This window comes from Nocardiopsis sp. MT53, from assembly GCF_019598965.1.
Lineage (GTDB): Bacteria > Actinomycetota > Actinomycetes > Streptosporangiales > Streptosporangiaceae > Nocardiopsis > Nocardiopsis changdeensis.
Genome location: NZ_CP080599.1, coordinates 5,859,205 through 5,874,948 on the forward strand (window position 1 = coordinate 5,859,205; position 15,744 = coordinate 5,874,948).

Below are 15,744 nucleotides of genomic sequence, written 5' to 3' on the forward strand. Positions count from 1 at the left end.
CTCACCGGTGGTCCCGGTCCCGGGCCGCCGAGCCCCATTGTGGGGCAGGGGGCCGCGGGTGCGCGCCGTCCGAACGGCGCTGCCACCGGTGACACAGGTCCCGTTTTCCCAGCTTAGACAACGGGCGTTGTCGCCTATGGGGCACAACGTCCCTTTTTGTTTGGGGACTAGGGCCTCCCGGGTAGGCGCTCGGAAGAGGACCTCCGCCGGCGTCCCGGGGACCGTAGGGCACCAGCCCCGCCCCCGTTGAACAGCGACGATGGTGGGGATCGAGAAAAACGGGGAACCGATCTCGGGGGGTCGCAATGGTGCGTGAAAGCGGTGTCGGAACCGCGCGGGAACAGACGGCGGTGCCGTCCGGCCGGGCTCACGGCGACGATCTGCTGGCCGGGACCCACCGGCTCGACGAGGACGCCGCGATGCTCCTGGGCACCGATCTCGCGGAAGGGGAGACCGAGGCGACCTTCACCGTCCTGGAGCGCCGGACGTGCTTCAACCTGGCCGCCACCCGCGACATCGGCCGGATCGCCTTCACCATCGACGGCGACGCGGCGCCGACCGTGCTCCCGGTCAACTACGCCCTGGTGAACGAGACCATCGTGCTGCGCACGAGCCTGGCGGGCACCGTCATGCGCTACTCCCGCGGCTACGCCTCCTTCCAGGTGGACCACTTCGACGACGAGCGCCGCGAGGGCTGGAGCGCCCTGTTCACCGGGCGCTGCCGGTGGGTGCGCGACGCGGGGGAGCTCTCCCGCATCCCGCAGGGACGGCTGCCCGTGCCCTGGGCGAAGGGGCCGCGGGACCAGGTCCTGCGGATCGTGCCCAACCGCGTCACCGGCCGCCGGATCCAGCGCCCCTGAGCCCGGCGCCGGCGGTGCCGGACCCGCGCCGCGGCCCGTGACCGGACCCGGCCGCGACCGTGAACGGCGCGGCCGACCGGCCCGGGCGAGGAACCTCTCGGTGTGCCCGAGCGTCCACCCTGATGACGAGGGAGATCTCAGGGAGGGTACACGTGGGCCTGTTCGACGCCATCCGTGGCGAATTCATCGACATCATCGAGTGGACCGACGACGGTCGCGACACGATCGTCTGGCGCTTCCCGCGGCACGACAACGAGATCAAGATGGGCGCACGGCTCACCGTGCGGGAGTCCCAGATCGCGGTGTTCGTCAACGAGGGCCGGGTGGCCGACGTGTTCGCGCCCGGCATGTACACCCTGGAGACCCGCAACATCCCGATCCTCAGCACCCTCAAGGGCTGGAAGCACGGGTTCGACTCGCCGTTCAAGGCCGAGGTGTACTTCGTCAACACCCGCCGGTTCAGCGACTTCAAGTGGGGTACGCAGAACCCGGTCATGGTGCGGGACCCCGAGTTCGGCCCGGTGCGGCTGCGCGCCTTCGGGGGGTACTCGGTGCGGGTGATCGACCCGCCGCTGTTCATCGGGGAGCTGGCGGGCACCGATCCGCAGTTCCGCACCGAGGAGGTGGAGGGCTACCTGCGGCAGATGATCGTCAGTCGCCTGGGCAGCGCCCTGGCCGCCGCCGCCCGCGACGTCCCGGTGCTGGATCTGGCGATCCACCAGCACGACCTGGGTCAGCGCATGTCCCAGGCGCTGACCCGGGACATGGCGTCGGTGGGCCTGGAGATCCCGGACTTCAACGTCGAGAGCATCACCCTGCCGCCGGAGGTCGAGAAGGCCCTGGACAAGCGCTCCCAGATGGGCGTGCTGGGTGACCTGGACCAATACACGAAGTTCCAGACGGCGGGCGCGATCGGCGACGCCGCCACGACCCCCGGCAGCGGAATGGGCGAGGCCATGGGCATGGGCATGGGGCTGGCCACCGCCCAGCAGATGGCCCAGAACATGAACCCGCAGGCCCGGCCGCAGCAGCCGCAGCAGGCACAGGCCCCCGCTCAGCCCGCCGCCGCCCCGCCGCCGCTGCCGCAGGCCCAGTGGTTCGTGGGTGTGGACGGGCAGCAGTCCGGGCCCTTCGACGTCAACGCCCTGTCGCAGCAGGTCGGCGGTGGTCGCCTGACCCGCGACACCCTGGTCTGGAAGGCCGGCATGGCCCAGTGGACCGCGGCCGGACAGGTCCCGGAGCTCTCGGGACTGTTCGCGGCGACCCCGCCGCCCATGCCGCCCGCCTGACCGGGCACCGCGTCTCCCATCCCCCGACCCCAGAAGGCCGATATGTCCGACACCGCCGTTCCCCCGTCACCGACATCCCCCCACGAGTTCCCCTGCGGCTCATGCGGGGCCCGACTGGAGTACTCCGCCGGTACACGCCGGATGCGCTGCCCGTACTGCGGCAGCGAGGAGAAGATCCCCGAGGCCACCCGCGAGGTGCGCGAGCACGCGGTGGAGACCCTCTTCGCCCGCAGGCCGGCGGCGCAGGTGGCCGGGCACCGGTTCGTCTGCCAGGGGTGCGGAGCCCACATCCAGGGCGACCACCTCGCCCGGACCTGCCAGTTCTGCACCGCGCCGCTGGTCACCGACGACTCGGCGGACGTCCAGGTGCCGCCGGAAGCAGTGCTGCCCTTCACCGTGGAACGGCGGGCGGCCCACGACTCGCTGGCCCGGTGGGCCGGCAGCCGCTGGTTCGCGCCCAACAGTTTGAAGAAGGTCAACGAGGCGGAGCGGTTCAAGAGCACCTACCTGCCGCACTGGACCTTCGACGCCCGGACGGTGTCGGACTACAAGGGCAGGCGCGGCGAGTACTACTGGGTGACCGAGACCTACACCGCCCAGGAGAACGGCAAGTCGGTCACCAGGACCCGGCAGGTCCGCAAGACCCGCTGGTACCCTGCCCGGGGCCGGGTCTCGCGGTCCTTCGACGACGTGCTGGTCAACGCCACCACCCAGGTGGCCCCGGAGAAGGTGGACGCGCTCAAGCCGTGGCCGCTGGAGAAGGCGCGGCCCTACGCCCACGAGTACCTGGCCGGGCACGAGGCGCTGCGCTACGACGTGGAGCCCGAGCAGGGGCTGGGCGAGGCCAAGCGGATCATGGCCCGCACCATCGAGCGGGACTGCAAGCGCGACATCGGCGGTGACGAGCAGCGGGTGACCTCGGTGGACACGGCCTATTCCGAGGTCACCGGCAAGCTGCTGCTGGTGCCGGTGTGGGCGGGCGCCTACCTGCACGGCGGAAAGACCTGGCAGGTCGTGGTCAACGGGTGCACCGGCGAGGTGCAGGGCGAGCGCCCCTACTCGGCGGCCAAGATCGCGGCGGCGGTGCTGGCGGTCGTGCTCATCGTCCTGGCGGTGTTCCTGTACGTGCGGTACGGGGGCTGACGGGGTCGCTTCCGTTCACGGGGCGTCGGTGCCGCGGGCGCCGGCGCCCCGCTCCGTGTCCGGGTCCGGGCCGCCCGCCCCGGCGGGCCGGTGCAGCAGGAACATGCCGCTGTAGCGGGGGCTGTCCCGGCGCTCGCCGTCGGTGGCGACGAACTCGTCCAGGACCGCGACGATGCGCCGGTCCAGCTCGGCGATGTCCTCGTCGGACAGGTGCAGGGTGAACCGGGAGAAGGTGCGCACCGCCCCGGGCCCGGCCTCGTCGAGCTCGCGGCGGAAGGCCTGCACGGGGGCGTGGGCGGCGGCGGGCCCGGCGTCCTGGAGGGGGCTGTCCAGCCACCAGGTCTCGCCGGTGGCCCGGTAGGGCTTCTCCAGGGCGCCGCTCGGCCCGGTGCGGGGGATGCCGGGGACGAGGAAGCCCACGTCGACGAGGCGGCGCACGTGGTACAGGACGGTGCCCGGGGAGACGCCCAGGCGCTCGGCGAGCTCCTTGTTGGTCATCTCGTCCAGGCACAGGCGCAGGATGCGGACCCGCAGCGGATGCCCCAGCGCCTTGGTCTCCTCGGGGGTGGCGGGGCGGCGCTCACGCACGGGTGCGGCGGGCTCCGGCGCGTACTGCTCTGCGTCTGCCATGGTCGGATGCTACAACGATCGGGATTCGTCCAATCGATTGAGTTCTCTCGATCGCCCTGGCAGGATCGGACGATGACCTCCCCTTCCACCCCCCGTGGCCTGGGCCGCCCCTTCTGGAGCCTGTGGGCCTCGTCGTCGCTGTCCAACCTGGCCGACGGCGTCCTGAAGATCGCGCTCCCCCTGGCCGCACTGCGCTTCACCGACTCCCCCCTGCTCATCGCCGGGGTGTCCCTGGCCCTGTCCCTGCCCTGGCTGCTGTTCTCCCTGCCCGCCGGGGCCCTGGCCGACCGGCTGGACCGGCGCCGGATCATGCTCGCCGCCAACACCGCCCGCGCCGTGCTCGCCGCCCTCCTGGCCCTGTCCGCGGCCACCGGCACCGGCGGGATCTGGGCGCTGTACGCGGTCGCCCTGGGCGTGGGCGTCACCGAGACCCTCTACGACACCTCGGCCCAGTCGATCCTGCCCCAGCTGGTCCCGCGCGACCGGCTCGACAGCGCCAACGGCCGCCTGCACGCCACCGAGATGGCCATGAACCAGTTCGTCGGCCCACCCCTGGGCGGCCTGCTGGTGGCGACCGGTCTGGCGCTGTCCCTGGCGACCCCGGCGGCCCTGTGGCTGGTCGCCGTGGGGGCGCTGCTCCTGGTCCCGGGCCGGTTCCGGGTCGACCGCGAACGGCCCTCCACCATGGGCGCCGACATCGCCGAGGGGCTGCGCTACCTGTGGCGGCACCGCCTGCTGCGCGCGTTCGCCGCGATGGTCGGCATCAGCAACTTCGCGAGCAGCGCCGCCTTCGCCGTGTTCGTGCTCTACGCGGTCGGGCCGGACTCCCCCATGGGGCTGGCCGAGCCCGCCTACGGCGTTCTGCTCACCACCTCCGCGCTGGGCGTCATCCTGGGCTCCCTGACCGCCTCCCGCGTCGTGGGCCTGCTGGGCCGGTCCCTGTCCATGCGCGTCTCCGCGGTGACCTTCGTCGCCCTGGTCGGGGTGCCCGCCCTCACCGCCGACCCGTACCTCGTCGGCGCCGGGTTCTTCGTCGGCGGGCTCGGCATCGCCGTGTGGAACGTGACCACGGTGTCCCTGCGCCAGCGCATCACCCCCGACCACCTGCTGGGCCGGCTCAACAGCGGCTACCGGCTGCTGGCCTGGGGCACCATGCCCCTGGGCGCCGCCGCCGGCGGGGTCATCGCCCAGTTCGCCGGGCTGACCTGGGTGTTCGCTTCCATGGGGGTGTTGAGCGCGGTGGTCCTGGTGTGGCTGCTGTTCATCGGCGACGCCGACATGGACCGCGCCGAGGCCGCCGCCTCCAAGTGAAAAACCCTGGACACCCGCTCACCCGGCCCCGGACGATGGGCCCCATGACACCCACCCCTCCCCCGCCCCGCCGGGACGCCGAGGCCGAGGTCCTGCACGGCGGCAACACCTCGGGCCCGGTGCTGCGGGTCGGCGGCACCGTCCGCAAGCAGTGGCACCGGGCCGCGCCCTCGGTCGTCCACCTGCTGCGGCACCTGGAGAAGCACGGCTACGAGGCGGCGCCCCGCTCCTACGGGCGCTCCCTGACCGGGGACCAGCTGCTGGAGTACGTGCCCGGCACCCTGGCCGACCAGGGGCCGCCGCTCACCGCCGCCGAGCTGCGCCGGCTGGGCGGGCTGCTCCGCCGCCTGCACGACCTCACCGCCTCCTACCGGCCCCGCCACCCGCAGCAGGCGGTGTGGGACGTGCCCATCCCGGACCCGCGCGAGGAGGTCCTCTGCCACAACGACCCGGCCCCGTGGAACCTGGTGCGCGACGGCGACCGGTGGGTGTTCATCGACTGGGACGGGGCCGGTCCGGGCACCCGGATGGGCGACCTCGGCTACGCCGCCCACGGGTTCGTGCCCCTGCACCCGGGCGGCGACCCGCACGCCCAGGCCGCCCGCCTGCGGGCTCTGGCCGACGGCTACGGCTGCGACCGCGCCCAGCGCGAGGAGCTGCCCGACGCCGCCCACCACCGGGTGCGCGGCATGTACGACCTGCTGGTGGAGGGCGGCCGCACCGGCCGCGCCCCCTGGGCCGACCTGTACGCCCGGGGCCACGCCGACCACTGGGGGCCGGCGGCGGACCACATCGCCCGCCACCGCGCCCTGTGGCTGGAGGCCCTGCTCTCCTAGACCGCGCGCCAGGCGTAGGCGGCCGAGACCGGGTGGCCCCGGTACTTCTCCCACTTGGGCTTGGCCGCCACCCAGGTGTCGTCCACCACCCCTTCGACCATGTCCACCGGGGTCCACCCGGAGGCCAGCGCGGCGCGCAGCTGCCCGCTGATGAGGTGGACATGGGTGGTGATCGCCACCGACTCCCCCGTGGCGTCGGTGTAGTGGGTGGGCATCCCCGACACCATCGCGAACTGCGGGTGGTAGGACGCCAGCAGGAACAGGCCGCCGGGGCGGACCAGGCGGCGCGCCTCGGCGTAGAAGGGCGCCAGGTCGGGCAGGTGCTCGTCGATCAGCGAGGACACCACCAGGTCGTAGGCGCCGCCCGCCAGCCCGGTGTCGCGCACGTCCGCCTCGGCCAGGGTGGTGTGGGCGCCGCGCCCGCGGGCCCGCTCCAGCATGCCCGGGCTCAGGTCCACCCCGTCGATCGCGCCGGCCACCCCCTTGCCGCGCAGCCAGGCGGCGGTGCGCCCGGTGCCGCAGCCCAGGTCCGCGACGCGGCCCACCCGAGTCCAGTCGGGGTGGGGCAGGCGCTCCAGCAGCGCCAGGTCCATGGCGTCCAGGACCGAGTCCTCGTAGGTGGCCGACCAGCCGTCGTAGCCGGTGGCGACGTCGACGGTGCGGTAGTTGCGGGTGTCGTAGGCGGAGAAGTCGAGCATGGCCCCGAGTATCCCCGCTCCGGGCCGCAGGCCGCGAGCCATTAATAAATGCGTTGCCCGCGCCCCGGCCGTGCCCCTACGGTGAAGCCATGTCGGCCTTCTTCGGTGTGACCGACCGTGCCCCGGCCCGGTCCGCGCGCGCCCACGACCTCGAACTCCGGCCCCGCCCCAGCGGCCCGGGCCGGTGACCGGACCCCTCCGAGAGCACCGCCGTTCCCGTACCTTCCCCGGTGCGATGTCGGCGGTGCCAGGGGGTCCGTCCTTCCTCTGACAGCGCCCCGGTCCGGGCCCGACCGCGTCCCTTTTCCCTCGGGACGGGTCGGCGGGCCTCCTTTTCGTACGCGTGCCCTCGGGCCGCTCCTGCGGTGTGCCGCCCGTCCCCCGACGCCGCCCTTCCGGGCGGCCGACAAGGACCTCTCGTGGTACGCACCGTACGACCGCGCCCGGGGAACGACCGCCGGCGCCTGTCCCAGAACTTCCTCACCGACCCCGCCGCGGCCCGCCGCGTGGTGCGCCTGGCCGGGGTGGACCCCGACGGCCTGGTCCTGGAGGTGGGCCCCGGCGACGGGGCGATCACCCGCTTCCTGGCCCCGGCCGCGGGCCGGCTGGTCGCCTACGAGCTGGACGCCCGGCTCGCCGACCGCGTCTCCCGCCGCCACCCGGGCGTGCGGGTGGTGTGCGCCGATTTCACCCGGGTGCGGCCCCCGAGCGAGCCGTTCTCGGTGGTCGGCAACATCCCCTACTCCCGCACCGCCGACATCGTGCGGTGGTGCCTGGCCGCGCCCGCGCTGACCGGGGCGACCCTCATCACCCAGTGGGAGTACGCGGCCAAGCGCACCGGCGGCAACGGCCGCTGGAGCAGGCTCACCGTGCTCACCTGGCCGCGCTGGTCGTGGGAGCGGGCGGGCCGCATCCCCCGGCACCGGTTCCACCCGGTGCCCCGGGTGGACGCCGGGGTCCTGCTGCTGCGCCGACGCGCCGACCCGCTGCTCGGCCCGGCCGACGCCGACGGCTACCGCCGCTTGGTGGAGCTCGGGTTCTCCGGGGTGGGCGGCTCGCTGCGGGCGTCGCTGCGCCGCGCCCACCCGGCCCGCCGGGTCGACCGGGCGCTGGCGGCCGCGCGGGTACCCGGGGGCGCGCCCGTCGGGTTCGTCTCCCCCGACCAGTGGCTGACGGTGTTCGAGCACCTGCGCCGGTGAACGCCCGCGGGCCGGGCCGGCCGGGGTCCGGCCCGCGGGGTCTACAGTGCCCCCATGCGAAACGTCCCCCTGCGGAACCTCCCCTCACGCCTGGTGCTCCTGGCGCCGATCGCCCTTCTGGCGGCCTGTTCCTCTCCCGGCCCGGGGCTGGAGTTCCTCCCCGCCGGGTCCGGCTACGGCACGGGGCCGGGGCCCACCACCCCGCCGCCGGAGGCCCCCTCCCCGCGGGTGGACCCGTCGGCCCTCCCCGGCACGGAGCCGGCGGGCACGCCCTTCGGCGAGCCCGTGGCCGTGCCCTTCCCCGTCGGGGCCTACGAGCACGAGTACGACGGCACCGCCGACGTGCTGTACACCGTCGACGACGTGGCGGCCACCGCGCCGGGCACCGTGGGCTTCTCCCTCACCGTGGAGGTCCCCGACCTGGGCAGGGTCTTCGGGATGGGGAACATGGCCGTCACCTGCGACGCCGGGGACGGCCCGGTGGCGGCCGGCATCGACGACGCGCCCGGCGAGGCCGAGGCGGGCACCCACGCCTTCGCCATGGAGTGCCCGGTTCCCGAGGAATCCGTGGAACTGCTCGTCGCGGTCGAGCACCACGGCGAACACCTGGAGTTCACCGGCGTCCCCGGCTGACGCCCGCCCACACCCGCAGGACCGCGCCGACCGCCGCGCGGGGCCGGCGGTTAGGATGCGCACATGCGTGCTCTTCCCCCCGGCGTCGCACTCCTCGCGCCGCTCCTGGCCCTGACGGCCTGCTCCTCCCCCGACCCCCTGCCCGAGGGCACCCCCTTCGGCGAACCGGTGGCCGTCCCCTACCCGTTCGGGGTGGAGGGCGACACGGATCCGGGTGACACCGTGGACGTCCTCTACACCGTCGACGACGTCGTCGTCACCGCCGACACCGGGGACGGACGGCGCGTGGAGTTCGTCGTCACGGTGGAGGACCCCGGCCTGGGGCGCCCCTTCGACCTGTCCTCCCTGACGGCCTCCTGCGAGGTCGACGGCCGGCCGTACGAGGGCCGGAGCGAGACCCCCCTGCCGACCGTCGAGGGCGGCACCCATGACTTCACGATGGGCTGCACGGTCCCGGGCGGCACCGAGGCGCTGCGGATCATCGTCCAACGGGACCGGGCCGAGGCGGGGTTCGCCGGTCCCATCGACCTCCTGCCGACCTGACCCGGCGCGGGGGAGGCGGCGTGCCGGGACCCGCCGTCCGCGGCCTCCCCCGTCCGGGGATCACACCCGCAGGACCGCGAAGCACTCCCCCGGCATCCGCACCCGCCGCCCGTCGGTCTCCGGCATCCCGTTGGCCAGCAGCAGCTCGTGCGGGACGGCGTCCAGCACCGCCTCGGCGGGCTCGGCGCCCAGGTTGCACACCACCCGCAGCGATCCGCGCACCAGCACCAGACACCGCCCGTCCCCGGAGGCCGTCACCGCGAACCGGTCCAGCCGCGGGTCGGCCAGCTCCGGCTCGGCCCGGCGCAGCGCGATGAGCGCGCGGTAGGCCTCCAGGACCTCGGCGTGCCCCTCCCGCCCCGGCTGGGACCAGTCCAGCACCGCCCCGTCCCGGGTGGCCGGGTCCATGGGGTCGGGGATCTCCGAGGCGTCCCAGCCCAGGGCGGCGAACTCCCGCCGCCGCCCGTTGCGCACGCCCTCCACCAGGTCGGGGTCGGTGAAGGACGCGAAGAACGGCCAGGGGGTGGTGGCCGCCCACTCCTCCCCCATGAAGATCATCGGTGTGTACGGCGAGCACAGCAGCAGCGCCGCCCCGCACACCAGCAGCCCCGGGGACACGTGCTCGCCCATGCGGTCGCCGCGGGCCCGGTTGCCGATCTGGTCGTGCGTGGCCAGGTACCCCAGGAACCGGTACCCCGGCACGCGCGCGGTGTCCACCGGCCGCCCGTGGGTGCGGCCGCGGAACGACGAGTACGTCCCGGCGTGCCGGAACACCCCGGTCAGCACGGCGGGCAGCACGTCGGGCCCGGCGAAGTCGGCGTAGTAGCCGTGGGTCTCGCCGGTGAGCGCCACGTGCAGCGCGTGGTGCAGGTCGTCGGACCACTGGGCGGTCATGCCGGCCCCGCCCGCCTCCCGCGGCAGCACCGTGCGCGGGTCGTTGCGGTCGGACTCGGCGATCAGCGACAGCGGCCGCCCCAGGGCGGCGGCCAGCGCGTCCACCTCGGCGGACAGCTCCTCCAGGATCGGCACCGCCCGGTCGTCGCGCAGGGCGTGCACGGCGTCCAGCCGCAGCCCGTCCAGGCGGTAGTGGCGCAGCCACCCCAGGGCGTTGTCGATGATGTGGCGGCGCACGGGGTCGGAGTCGGGGCCGTCGAGGTTGAGGGAGGGCCCCCAGGCGTTCTCCCCGGAGAAGTAGGGGCCGAAGCGGGGCAGGTAGGCCCCGGAGGGGCCCAGGTGGTTGTGGACCACGTCCAGCAGGACGGCCAGCCCCCGCCCGTGGCAGGCGTCCACGAACTCCTTGAAGGCGTCGGGCCCGCCGTAGGGTTCGTGCACCGCGTACCAGAGCACCCCGTCGTAGCCCCAGCCGTGGGTGCCGTCGAACGCGTTGAGCGGCATCACCTCCACGTGGGTGACCCCCAGGCCGACCAGGTGGTCCAGCCGGTCGATCGCCGCCTTCAGGGTGCCCTCGGGGGTGAAGGTGCCCACGTGCATCTCATAGACCACCGCGCCCGCCAGGGGCCGCCCGGTCCACTCGGACTCCCAGGCGAACGCCCCGTGGTCGTACACCCGGCCGGGGGCGTGCACCCCGTGGGGCTGGTGCAAGGAGCGCGGGTCGGGCAGCGGGAGGGGGTCGTCGTCCAGCAGGTAGGCGTAGTCGGTGCCGGGCCCCGCCCCGTCGACCCGGACGCGCCACCACCCGTCGGGGCCGCGCTCCATGTCGACCACCCGGGGGTCGGGGTCCCCGGCCGCGCCCAGGCGCAGCCGCACCCGGTCGCGGTGCGGTGCCCAGACCGCGAAGTCGCCGTCCACTCCCAGTCCCGGTGTGGGGGACCCGTCGGTGATGATCTCCGATTCGCTCACGGACACCTGCCTACCCGAAGGCGCGGCGGCCCACCCGCGCGACACACGGGTTCCGGGGGCTTCCGCGGTTCCTCCCCGCCGGGCGGCCCCGCGGTACCCGGCTCAGCGCGGCCGGTACAGGTGCAGGCGCACCGAGGCGGTCACCGCGACCGGTTCGGGCAGGGCGGCGATCCGGCCGGCGAGTTCGGCGGGGTCGAGGTGGCGGGCGCTGGGGCCCATGCCCACGACGGTGGCGGCGTCCTCACGGGCGAGGTCCATCGTGAACCGGAGCGGTTCGACGCCGACGGGGTCGAAGCGCCCGTGCAGGCCCTTCTCCAGGCGCTCGTCCTTGCGCGGGTCCACCGACAGCAGCCCCAGCGGAGCACGCAGCTCGGCCAGGTGGTCGGCCCCGGGCACGACCACCACCAGGAGCCCGCCGGGCGCCAGCACACGGGAGAACTCCTCCGCGTTGCGCGGGGCGAACACGTTGAGCAGGACGTCGGCGGTGCCGTCGCGCAGCGGCAGCCCGCGCCAGGCGTCGGCGGTGACCGCGCCCGCGCGCGGGTGGGCCCGGGCGGCGCGGCGGGCGGCGAACTTGGACGCGTCCACGGTCAGGCCGACCGCGCCGGGGACCTCCTCCAGCACGTGCGCCAGGTAGTGGCCGGTGCCTCCGCCCACGTCCACCACGAACGGGGACCCGGGCGCCTCGCGGGCCACGGTCCGGGCCAGGGCGTCGCCGATGGGGGCGTAGTGCCCGGCCTGCTGGAACCGCGTCCGGTCGGCGACCATCGCCTTGTCGTCGCCGGTCCCGGGAGGGGTGGCGCCGGTGAGCAGGCTGACGTACCCCTCGCGGGCCACGTTGAACACGTGCCCGGCCCGGCACTCCACCCCCCGGCCGGTGGCGGCGAGGTCGAGCCCGCAGGCCGGGCAGGCCAGGGCGGTGAACGCGGTCTCGGGCATGCGCGGCCGCGGGCCGCCTGCGGTGTTCGTGCTCGTCATGATCGCCGCCAGCCTACCGGCGCCCCGCCCCGGCCCCGTCCCGGTCAGGAGCGGTGCAGCACCGCGACCGGGTACCGGTCCAGCAGGCCGGCCAGGGGCGGGGCGGTGAGCCCGTCGGGGCCGGTCGGGGCGATCTCGCGGCCGGTGAGCAGGTCGCGCCACACCCCCGGCCCCGAGGGCAGCGGCAGCACCGTGTCCGCCCAGCCCCCGGCGTCGGCCAGGGTGATCGGCAGCCGGGTCGCCACCGCGGCCAGGTCCGGGTGGGACGCGCCGCGCGAGGTGCGGGCGAAGGCCAGCGCGTGCCGGGCGGCCGGGCCGGAGGCCTCCAGCGGCAGGTACCCGCGCGGCTCCAGGTCGCGGCGGGCGCGCAGGCAGGTGCGCACCAGGTGGAGCTTGGCCGCGCCGGACCCGTCCACCGGCGGCAGCCACCCCTCCTCCAGGCGGGCCAGCAGCTCCTCGCGCAGCCGGTGGTCCACCGGGCGGCGGTTGTCGGGGTCCACCAGGGACAGGTCCCACAGCTCGGTGCCCTGGTAGACGTCGGGGACTCCGGGGCCGAGCAGGTGCACGGCCTTCTGGCCCAGGGCGTTGGACCACCCGGCCCCGCGGACCGACTCCACCACCGACAGCACCTCGCCGTGCAGGGACGGGTCGTCCAGGACCCGGCCGGGCCAGGCGCGGACGCGGTCCTCGAAGTCGGGGTCGGGCGCGGTCCAGGAGGTGCCCAGGCGGGCCTCGCGGGCGGCCTTGAGCAGGTAGTCGGTGAGCCTCTCGGCGTCGATGGGCCAGGCGCCCACCAGGGTCTGCCAGCCCAGCAGGTTCAGGGACGGCTCGGGCAGGGCGCACCGGTCCGTCCAGCGGCGCACCGCTTCGGTGAACCCCTCCGACACCTCGGCCAACGCCGCCAGGCGGGCGCGCACGTCCTCGGAGCGTTTCGTGTCGTGGGTGGACAGGGCCGTCATGGTGTGCGGGGCGGCGGCCTCGCGGCGGGCGGCGTCGGCGTGGAACTCCTGCGGGGCGACCGCGAAGTCGGCCGGGTCGCCGCCCACCTCGTTCAGGGCGGTGAACCGGGTGGCCCGGTAGAACGCGGTGTTCTCGGTGCCCATGGCCACGACCATGCCGCTGGTCTGCTGGATGCGCCGGGCGGGCTCCCCGCGCGGGTCGGCGCGGACCCGGTCGTCGATCGCCTCCAGGTGCTGCTCCAGGTCGGGGCGCCGGCGGGTGGCGGTCTCCACCGCCCGCGCCCAGGCATCCTCCCCCTCGGGCAGGTAGGAGCGGTACACGTCGAAGGCGCACAGCAGCTCGACCACCGCGTCGGCGCGCCGCTCCAGGGCCACGGCGTCCAGGGGGCGGCCGTCGCGCGGCGGCCGGGGCGGCACCAGGGCGGCGATGCGGCGCACCTCGGCGGCGAGCAGGTCGGTGGCGGCGGCGTGGCGGGCATGGGCGTCCACCGCCGCCATGTCCACCTCCACCCCCTGGTCGGCGGCCAGGGTGGTGAAGTCGGCCTCCCCGGACGGGGAGACGAACACGCCGCCGGTCACCCGCAGGGCGTCGTAGCCGGTGGTGCCGGCCACGGGCCAGGACCGGGGCGGGTCCTCGCCGGGGGCGAGGATCTTCTCCACCACGATCCAGCCGGGGAAGCGGGCGGCCAGGGTGCGCAGGTACCCGCCGGGGTCGGTGAGCCCGTCGACGTGGTCGACGCGCAGCCCGTCGATGCGGCCCAGGTCGGCCTGGCGCAGGATCTCGGCGTGCACGGCGTCGAACACGCCGGGGTCCTCCACCCGCACCGCGGCCAGTTCGCTGACGTCGAAGAACCGCCGGTAGGTGAGCTCGGAGTCGCCGCGCCGCCAGGACACCAGCCGGTAGTGCTGGCGCTCGTGGACGGCCCGCGCGTCGTCCCCGGGCGTGTACGTGCCCTCGGCCAGGGGGTGGAGCCTGTCGTGGTAGGCCAGGCAGCCGTCGACGACGCGCAGGTCGGCCAGGGCGGCCCGGCCGCCGTCGCCGTCGTCGGCCAGCACGGGGAGGAGGATCGGCCCCGCGTCGAAGTCGATGTCGAAGCACCGCGCGTACGCCGACCCCCGGCCCTTCTCCAGCACGTCCCACCACCAGGGGTTGGCGTCGGGGCGGGCCACCGACATGTGGTTGGGGACGATGTCCACCACCACGGCCATGCCGGCCTCGTGGGCCTTGGCGGCCAGCGCGGCGAACGCCTCCTCCCCGCCCAGTTCGGCGGAGATCCGTGTGGGATCGACCACGTCGTAGCCGTGCGCGGACCCCGGGGCGGCCTGGAGGACCGGCGACAGGTACAGGGCGCCCACGCCGGTGCGCGCCAGCCGGTCCACCACCCCGGCGGCGTCGACGAGGGTGAACTCCGGACGCAGTTGCAGGCGGTAGGTTGACGTCACGGGGACGGTCGGGATGCGGTGCGTGCTCATCACGCCCCTACCCTTGCCCGCCTCCCCCGCGTGTCATGCACGCCCGCGCCGCGGTCGCCGGCCCCGCCGGGGGCGGTGCCGGGCATCGCGGACGCAATGGTTAAATTCTTCGGCGGTGTTCCGTACACCTGCCAGAACGCGCCCACGGCGGGCGACGCGTCGGTGCACACCATGGGGTCACCGACACCGATGAAAGGGTGAGAAGCAAGTCGTGCTCCCGTCCAACAAGCGCTCCCGGACCCACGCCGCGGCAGGCGCCGCCCTCGCCGGACTGCTGCTGGCGGCCACCGCCTGCGGCAGCGACGACGCCGTGCGCGACGCCGCGCCCCCGGCCGTCCCCGACGACCTGGAGTGCTTCTCCGGCAGCCTGTCCGGGGCCGGGTCCAGCGCCCAGGAGAACGCGATGACGACCTGGATCGCCGGGTACCAGTCGGCCTGCGACTCGCGCGTCTACTACGACTCCATCGGCTCGGGCGGCGGCCGCAACCAGTTCATCGACGGCGCGGTCGCCTTCGCGGGCACCGACGCGGCGGTGGACCCGGAGGAGAACGCCGACGCCATGGAGCGCTGCGGCGGATCCGACACCATCAACCTGCCCGCCTACACGGTGGCCATCGCGGTGGTGTTCAACCTGGAGGGCGTGGACTCCCTCAACCTGCGCCCGGGCACCCTGGCGAAGATCTTCGACCAGAAGATCACCCGGTGGAACGACCCGGAGATCGTCGCGGACAACCCCGACGCCGACCTGCCCGACCTGGAGATCACCCCGGTCAACCGCGCCGACGACTCGGGCACGACCGAGAACTTCACCCGGTACCTGCAGACGGCCGCCCCCGACGAGTGGCCGCACGAGGCCGACGGGCAGTGGCCGGTCACCCCGCGCGAGTCGGCGCAGGGCAACAGCGGCATCGCCGACACCGTCAAGCGCGCCGAGGGCTCCATCGGGTACGTGGAGATGTCCCACGTGCACGGCATGTCCACCGTGTCGGTGGGTGTGGGCGACTCCTTCGTGGAGATCTCCCCCGACGCGGCCGCGCAGGTCGTGGCCGACTCCCCGCGCAGCGAGGACGCCACCAACGAGTACGACCTGGCCCTGGACCTGGACTACGGCACCACCGCCGAGGGCGCCTACCCGCTGGTCCTGGTCAGCTACGAGGCGGTGTGCCTGGACTACCCCGACGACGCCGAGGCCGAGCGGGTCAAGGCGTTCCTGCGCTACGTCATCAGCGAGGAGGGCCAGGAGGCCGCCTCCGCGGAGACCGGGTCCACCCCGATCAACGAGGCCCTGCGCGAGCAGCTGCTGACGTCCATCGACGCCGTGTCCTGACCCGC

Annotated in this window: 14 protein-coding genes; 9 read left to right on the top strand and 5 right to left on the bottom strand. The window is 74.6% G+C overall.

Annotated features, from left to right (window positions below; translation table 11 throughout):
* Positions 1–305: 305 nt before the first annotated feature.
* The 3 genes from K1J57_RS26100 to K1J57_RS26110 all read left to right on the top strand — a co-directional run bounded on the left by K1J57_RS26100 (position 306) and on the right by K1J57_RS26110 (position 3,292).
* Positions 306–860: a pyridoxamine 5'-phosphate oxidase family protein gene (locus K1J57_RS26100; protein WP_220561368.1), complete on the top strand. Its 555-nt coding sequence runs from the start codon at positions 306–308 to the stop codon at positions 858–860.
* Between the two features lie 152 nt (positions 861–1,012).
* Positions 1,013–2,149 carry an SPFH domain-containing protein gene (locus tag K1J57_RS26105; protein WP_220561369.1) on the top strand — a complete coding sequence of 379 codons (1,137 nt, stop codon included), beginning with the start codon at positions 1,013–1,015 and terminating at the stop codon, positions 2,147–2,149.
* A 141-nt stretch (positions 2,150–2,290) separates the two neighbouring features.
* Positions 2,291–3,292, top strand: coding sequence for a hypothetical protein (locus tag K1J57_RS26110; RefSeq protein WP_255646610.1), 1,002 nt, complete (start codon positions 2,291–2,293; stop codon positions 3,290–3,292).
* 15 nt (positions 3,293–3,307) lie between these two features.
* Here K1J57_RS26110 and K1J57_RS26115 read toward each other — a convergent pair whose 3' ends face one another.
* Complete coding sequence (locus K1J57_RS26115) at positions 3,308–3,922, bottom strand: transcriptional regulator (RefSeq protein ID WP_220561371.1); 615 nt, start codon at positions 3,920–3,922, stop codon at positions 3,308–3,310.
* A gap of 72 nt (positions 3,923–3,994) precedes the next feature.
* Between K1J57_RS26115 and K1J57_RS26120 the strand changes: the two genes are divergently transcribed.
* Entirely contained in the window at positions 3,995–5,233 is a 1,239-nt protein-coding gene (locus tag K1J57_RS26120; RefSeq protein ID WP_220561372.1) for an MFS transporter, read from the top strand.
* Positions 5,234–5,277: 44 nt separating this feature from the next.
* Positions 5,278–6,069: a phosphotransferase gene (locus K1J57_RS26125; protein ID WP_220561373.1), complete on the top strand. Its 792-nt coding sequence runs from the start codon at positions 5,278–5,280 to the stop codon at positions 6,067–6,069.
* On the opposite strand, the gene K1J57_RS26130 is transcribed toward K1J57_RS26125, so the two are convergent.
* A complete protein-coding gene (locus K1J57_RS26130; protein ID WP_220561374.1) occupies positions 6,066–6,767 on the bottom strand; it encodes a class I SAM-dependent methyltransferase in 702 nt (233 codons plus the stop codon). The two genes, K1J57_RS26125 and K1J57_RS26130, sit on opposite strands and share 4 nt — an antisense overlap.
* A 419-nt stretch (positions 6,768–7,186) precedes the next feature.
* Here K1J57_RS26130 and erm point away from each other — a divergent pair, with 419 nt between their 5' ends.
* From erm to K1J57_RS26145, 3 genes are all read left to right on the top strand, one after another.
* A complete protein-coding gene (erm, locus tag K1J57_RS26135) occupies positions 7,187–7,966 on the top strand; it encodes an ErmE/ErmH/ErmO/ErmR family 23S rRNA (adenine(2058)-N(6))-methyltransferase (RefSeq protein ID WP_220561375.1) in 780 nt (259 codons plus the stop codon).
* Between the two features lie 54 nt (positions 7,967–8,020).
* Positions 8,021–8,599, top strand: coding sequence for a hypothetical protein (locus tag K1J57_RS26140; protein WP_220561376.1), 579 nt, complete (start codon positions 8,021–8,023; stop codon positions 8,597–8,599).
* Positions 8,600–8,662: 63 nt separating this feature from the next.
* Positions 8,663–9,142, top strand: a complete 480-nt coding sequence (locus K1J57_RS26145; protein WP_220561377.1) for a hypothetical protein — start codon at positions 8,663–8,665, stop codon at positions 9,140–9,142.
* Between the two features lie 60 nt (positions 9,143–9,202).
* On the opposite strand, the gene treZ is transcribed toward K1J57_RS26145, so the two are convergent.
* The 3 genes from treZ to treY all read right to left on the bottom strand — a co-directional run bounded on the left by treZ (position 9,203) and on the right by treY (position 14,412).
* The gene (gene treZ / locus K1J57_RS26150; RefSeq protein WP_255646611.1) at positions 9,203–11,002 is read right to left on the bottom strand and encodes a malto-oligosyltrehalose trehalohydrolase; all 1,800 of its coding nucleotides are present in this window, start codon (positions 11,000–11,002) and stop codon (positions 9,203–9,205) included.
* Between the two features lie 102 nt (positions 11,003–11,104).
* Positions 11,105–11,941 (bottom strand): putative RNA methyltransferase, encoded by an 837-nt coding sequence (locus tag K1J57_RS26155; protein WP_370634693.1) that lies wholly within the window; start codon positions 11,939–11,941, stop codon positions 11,105–11,107.
* Between the two features lie 83 nt (positions 11,942–12,024).
* On the bottom strand, positions 12,025–14,412 hold the full coding sequence (gene treY, locus K1J57_RS26160) for a malto-oligosyltrehalose synthase (protein ID WP_220561379.1): 2,388 nt from the start codon (positions 14,410–14,412) through the stop codon (positions 12,025–12,027).
* Positions 14,413–14,623: 211 nt separating this feature from the next.
* Between treY and pstS the strand changes: the two genes are divergently transcribed.
* The gene (pstS, locus tag K1J57_RS26165; RefSeq protein ID WP_220561380.1) at positions 14,624–15,739 is read left to right on the top strand and encodes a phosphate ABC transporter substrate-binding protein PstS; all 1,116 of its coding nucleotides are present in this window, start codon (positions 14,624–14,626) and stop codon (positions 15,737–15,739) included.
* Positions 15,740–15,744 lie beyond the last annotated feature (5 nt).

What these genes read in the sequence shown, in the direction of transcription:
- K1J57_RS26130 (WP_220561374.1), bottom strand. Translation starts at nt 6,767, where the DNA reads ATGCTCGACTTCTCCGCCTACGACACCCGCAACTACCGCACCGTCGAC.
- K1J57_RS26110 (WP_255646610.1), top strand. Translation starts at nt 2,291, where the DNA reads ATGCGCTGCCCGTACTGCGGCAGCGAGGAGAAGATCCCCGAGGCCACC.
- treY (WP_220561379.1), bottom strand. Translation starts at nt 14,412, where the DNA reads ATGAGCACGCACCGCATCCCGACCGTCCCCGTGACGTCAACCTACCGC.
- K1J57_RS26145 (WP_220561377.1), top strand. Translation starts at nt 8,663, where the DNA reads ATGCGTGCTCTTCCCCCCGGCGTCGCACTCCTCGCGCCGCTCCTGGCC.
- K1J57_RS26155 (WP_370634693.1), bottom strand. Translation starts at nt 11,941, where the DNA reads ATGCCCGAGACCGCGTTCACCGCCCTGGCCTGCCCGGCCTGCGGGCTC.
- K1J57_RS26115 (WP_220561371.1), bottom strand. Translation starts at nt 3,922, where the DNA reads ATGGCAGACGCAGAGCAGTACGCGCCGGAGCCCGCCGCACCCGTGCGT.
- K1J57_RS26100 (WP_220561368.1), top strand. Translation starts at nt 306, where the DNA reads ATGGTGCGTGAAAGCGGTGTCGGAACCGCGCGGGAACAGACGGCGGTG.
- K1J57_RS26140 (WP_220561376.1), top strand. Translation starts at nt 8,021, where the DNA reads ATGCGAAACGTCCCCCTGCGGAACCTCCCCTCACGCCTGGTGCTCCTG.
- K1J57_RS26125 (WP_220561373.1), top strand. Translation starts at nt 5,278, where the DNA reads ATGACACCCACCCCTCCCCCGCCCCGCCGGGACGCCGAGGCCGAGGTC.
- K1J57_RS26120 (WP_220561372.1), top strand. Translation starts at nt 3,995, where the DNA reads ATGACCTCCCCTTCCACCCCCCGTGGCCTGGGCCGCCCCTTCTGGAGC.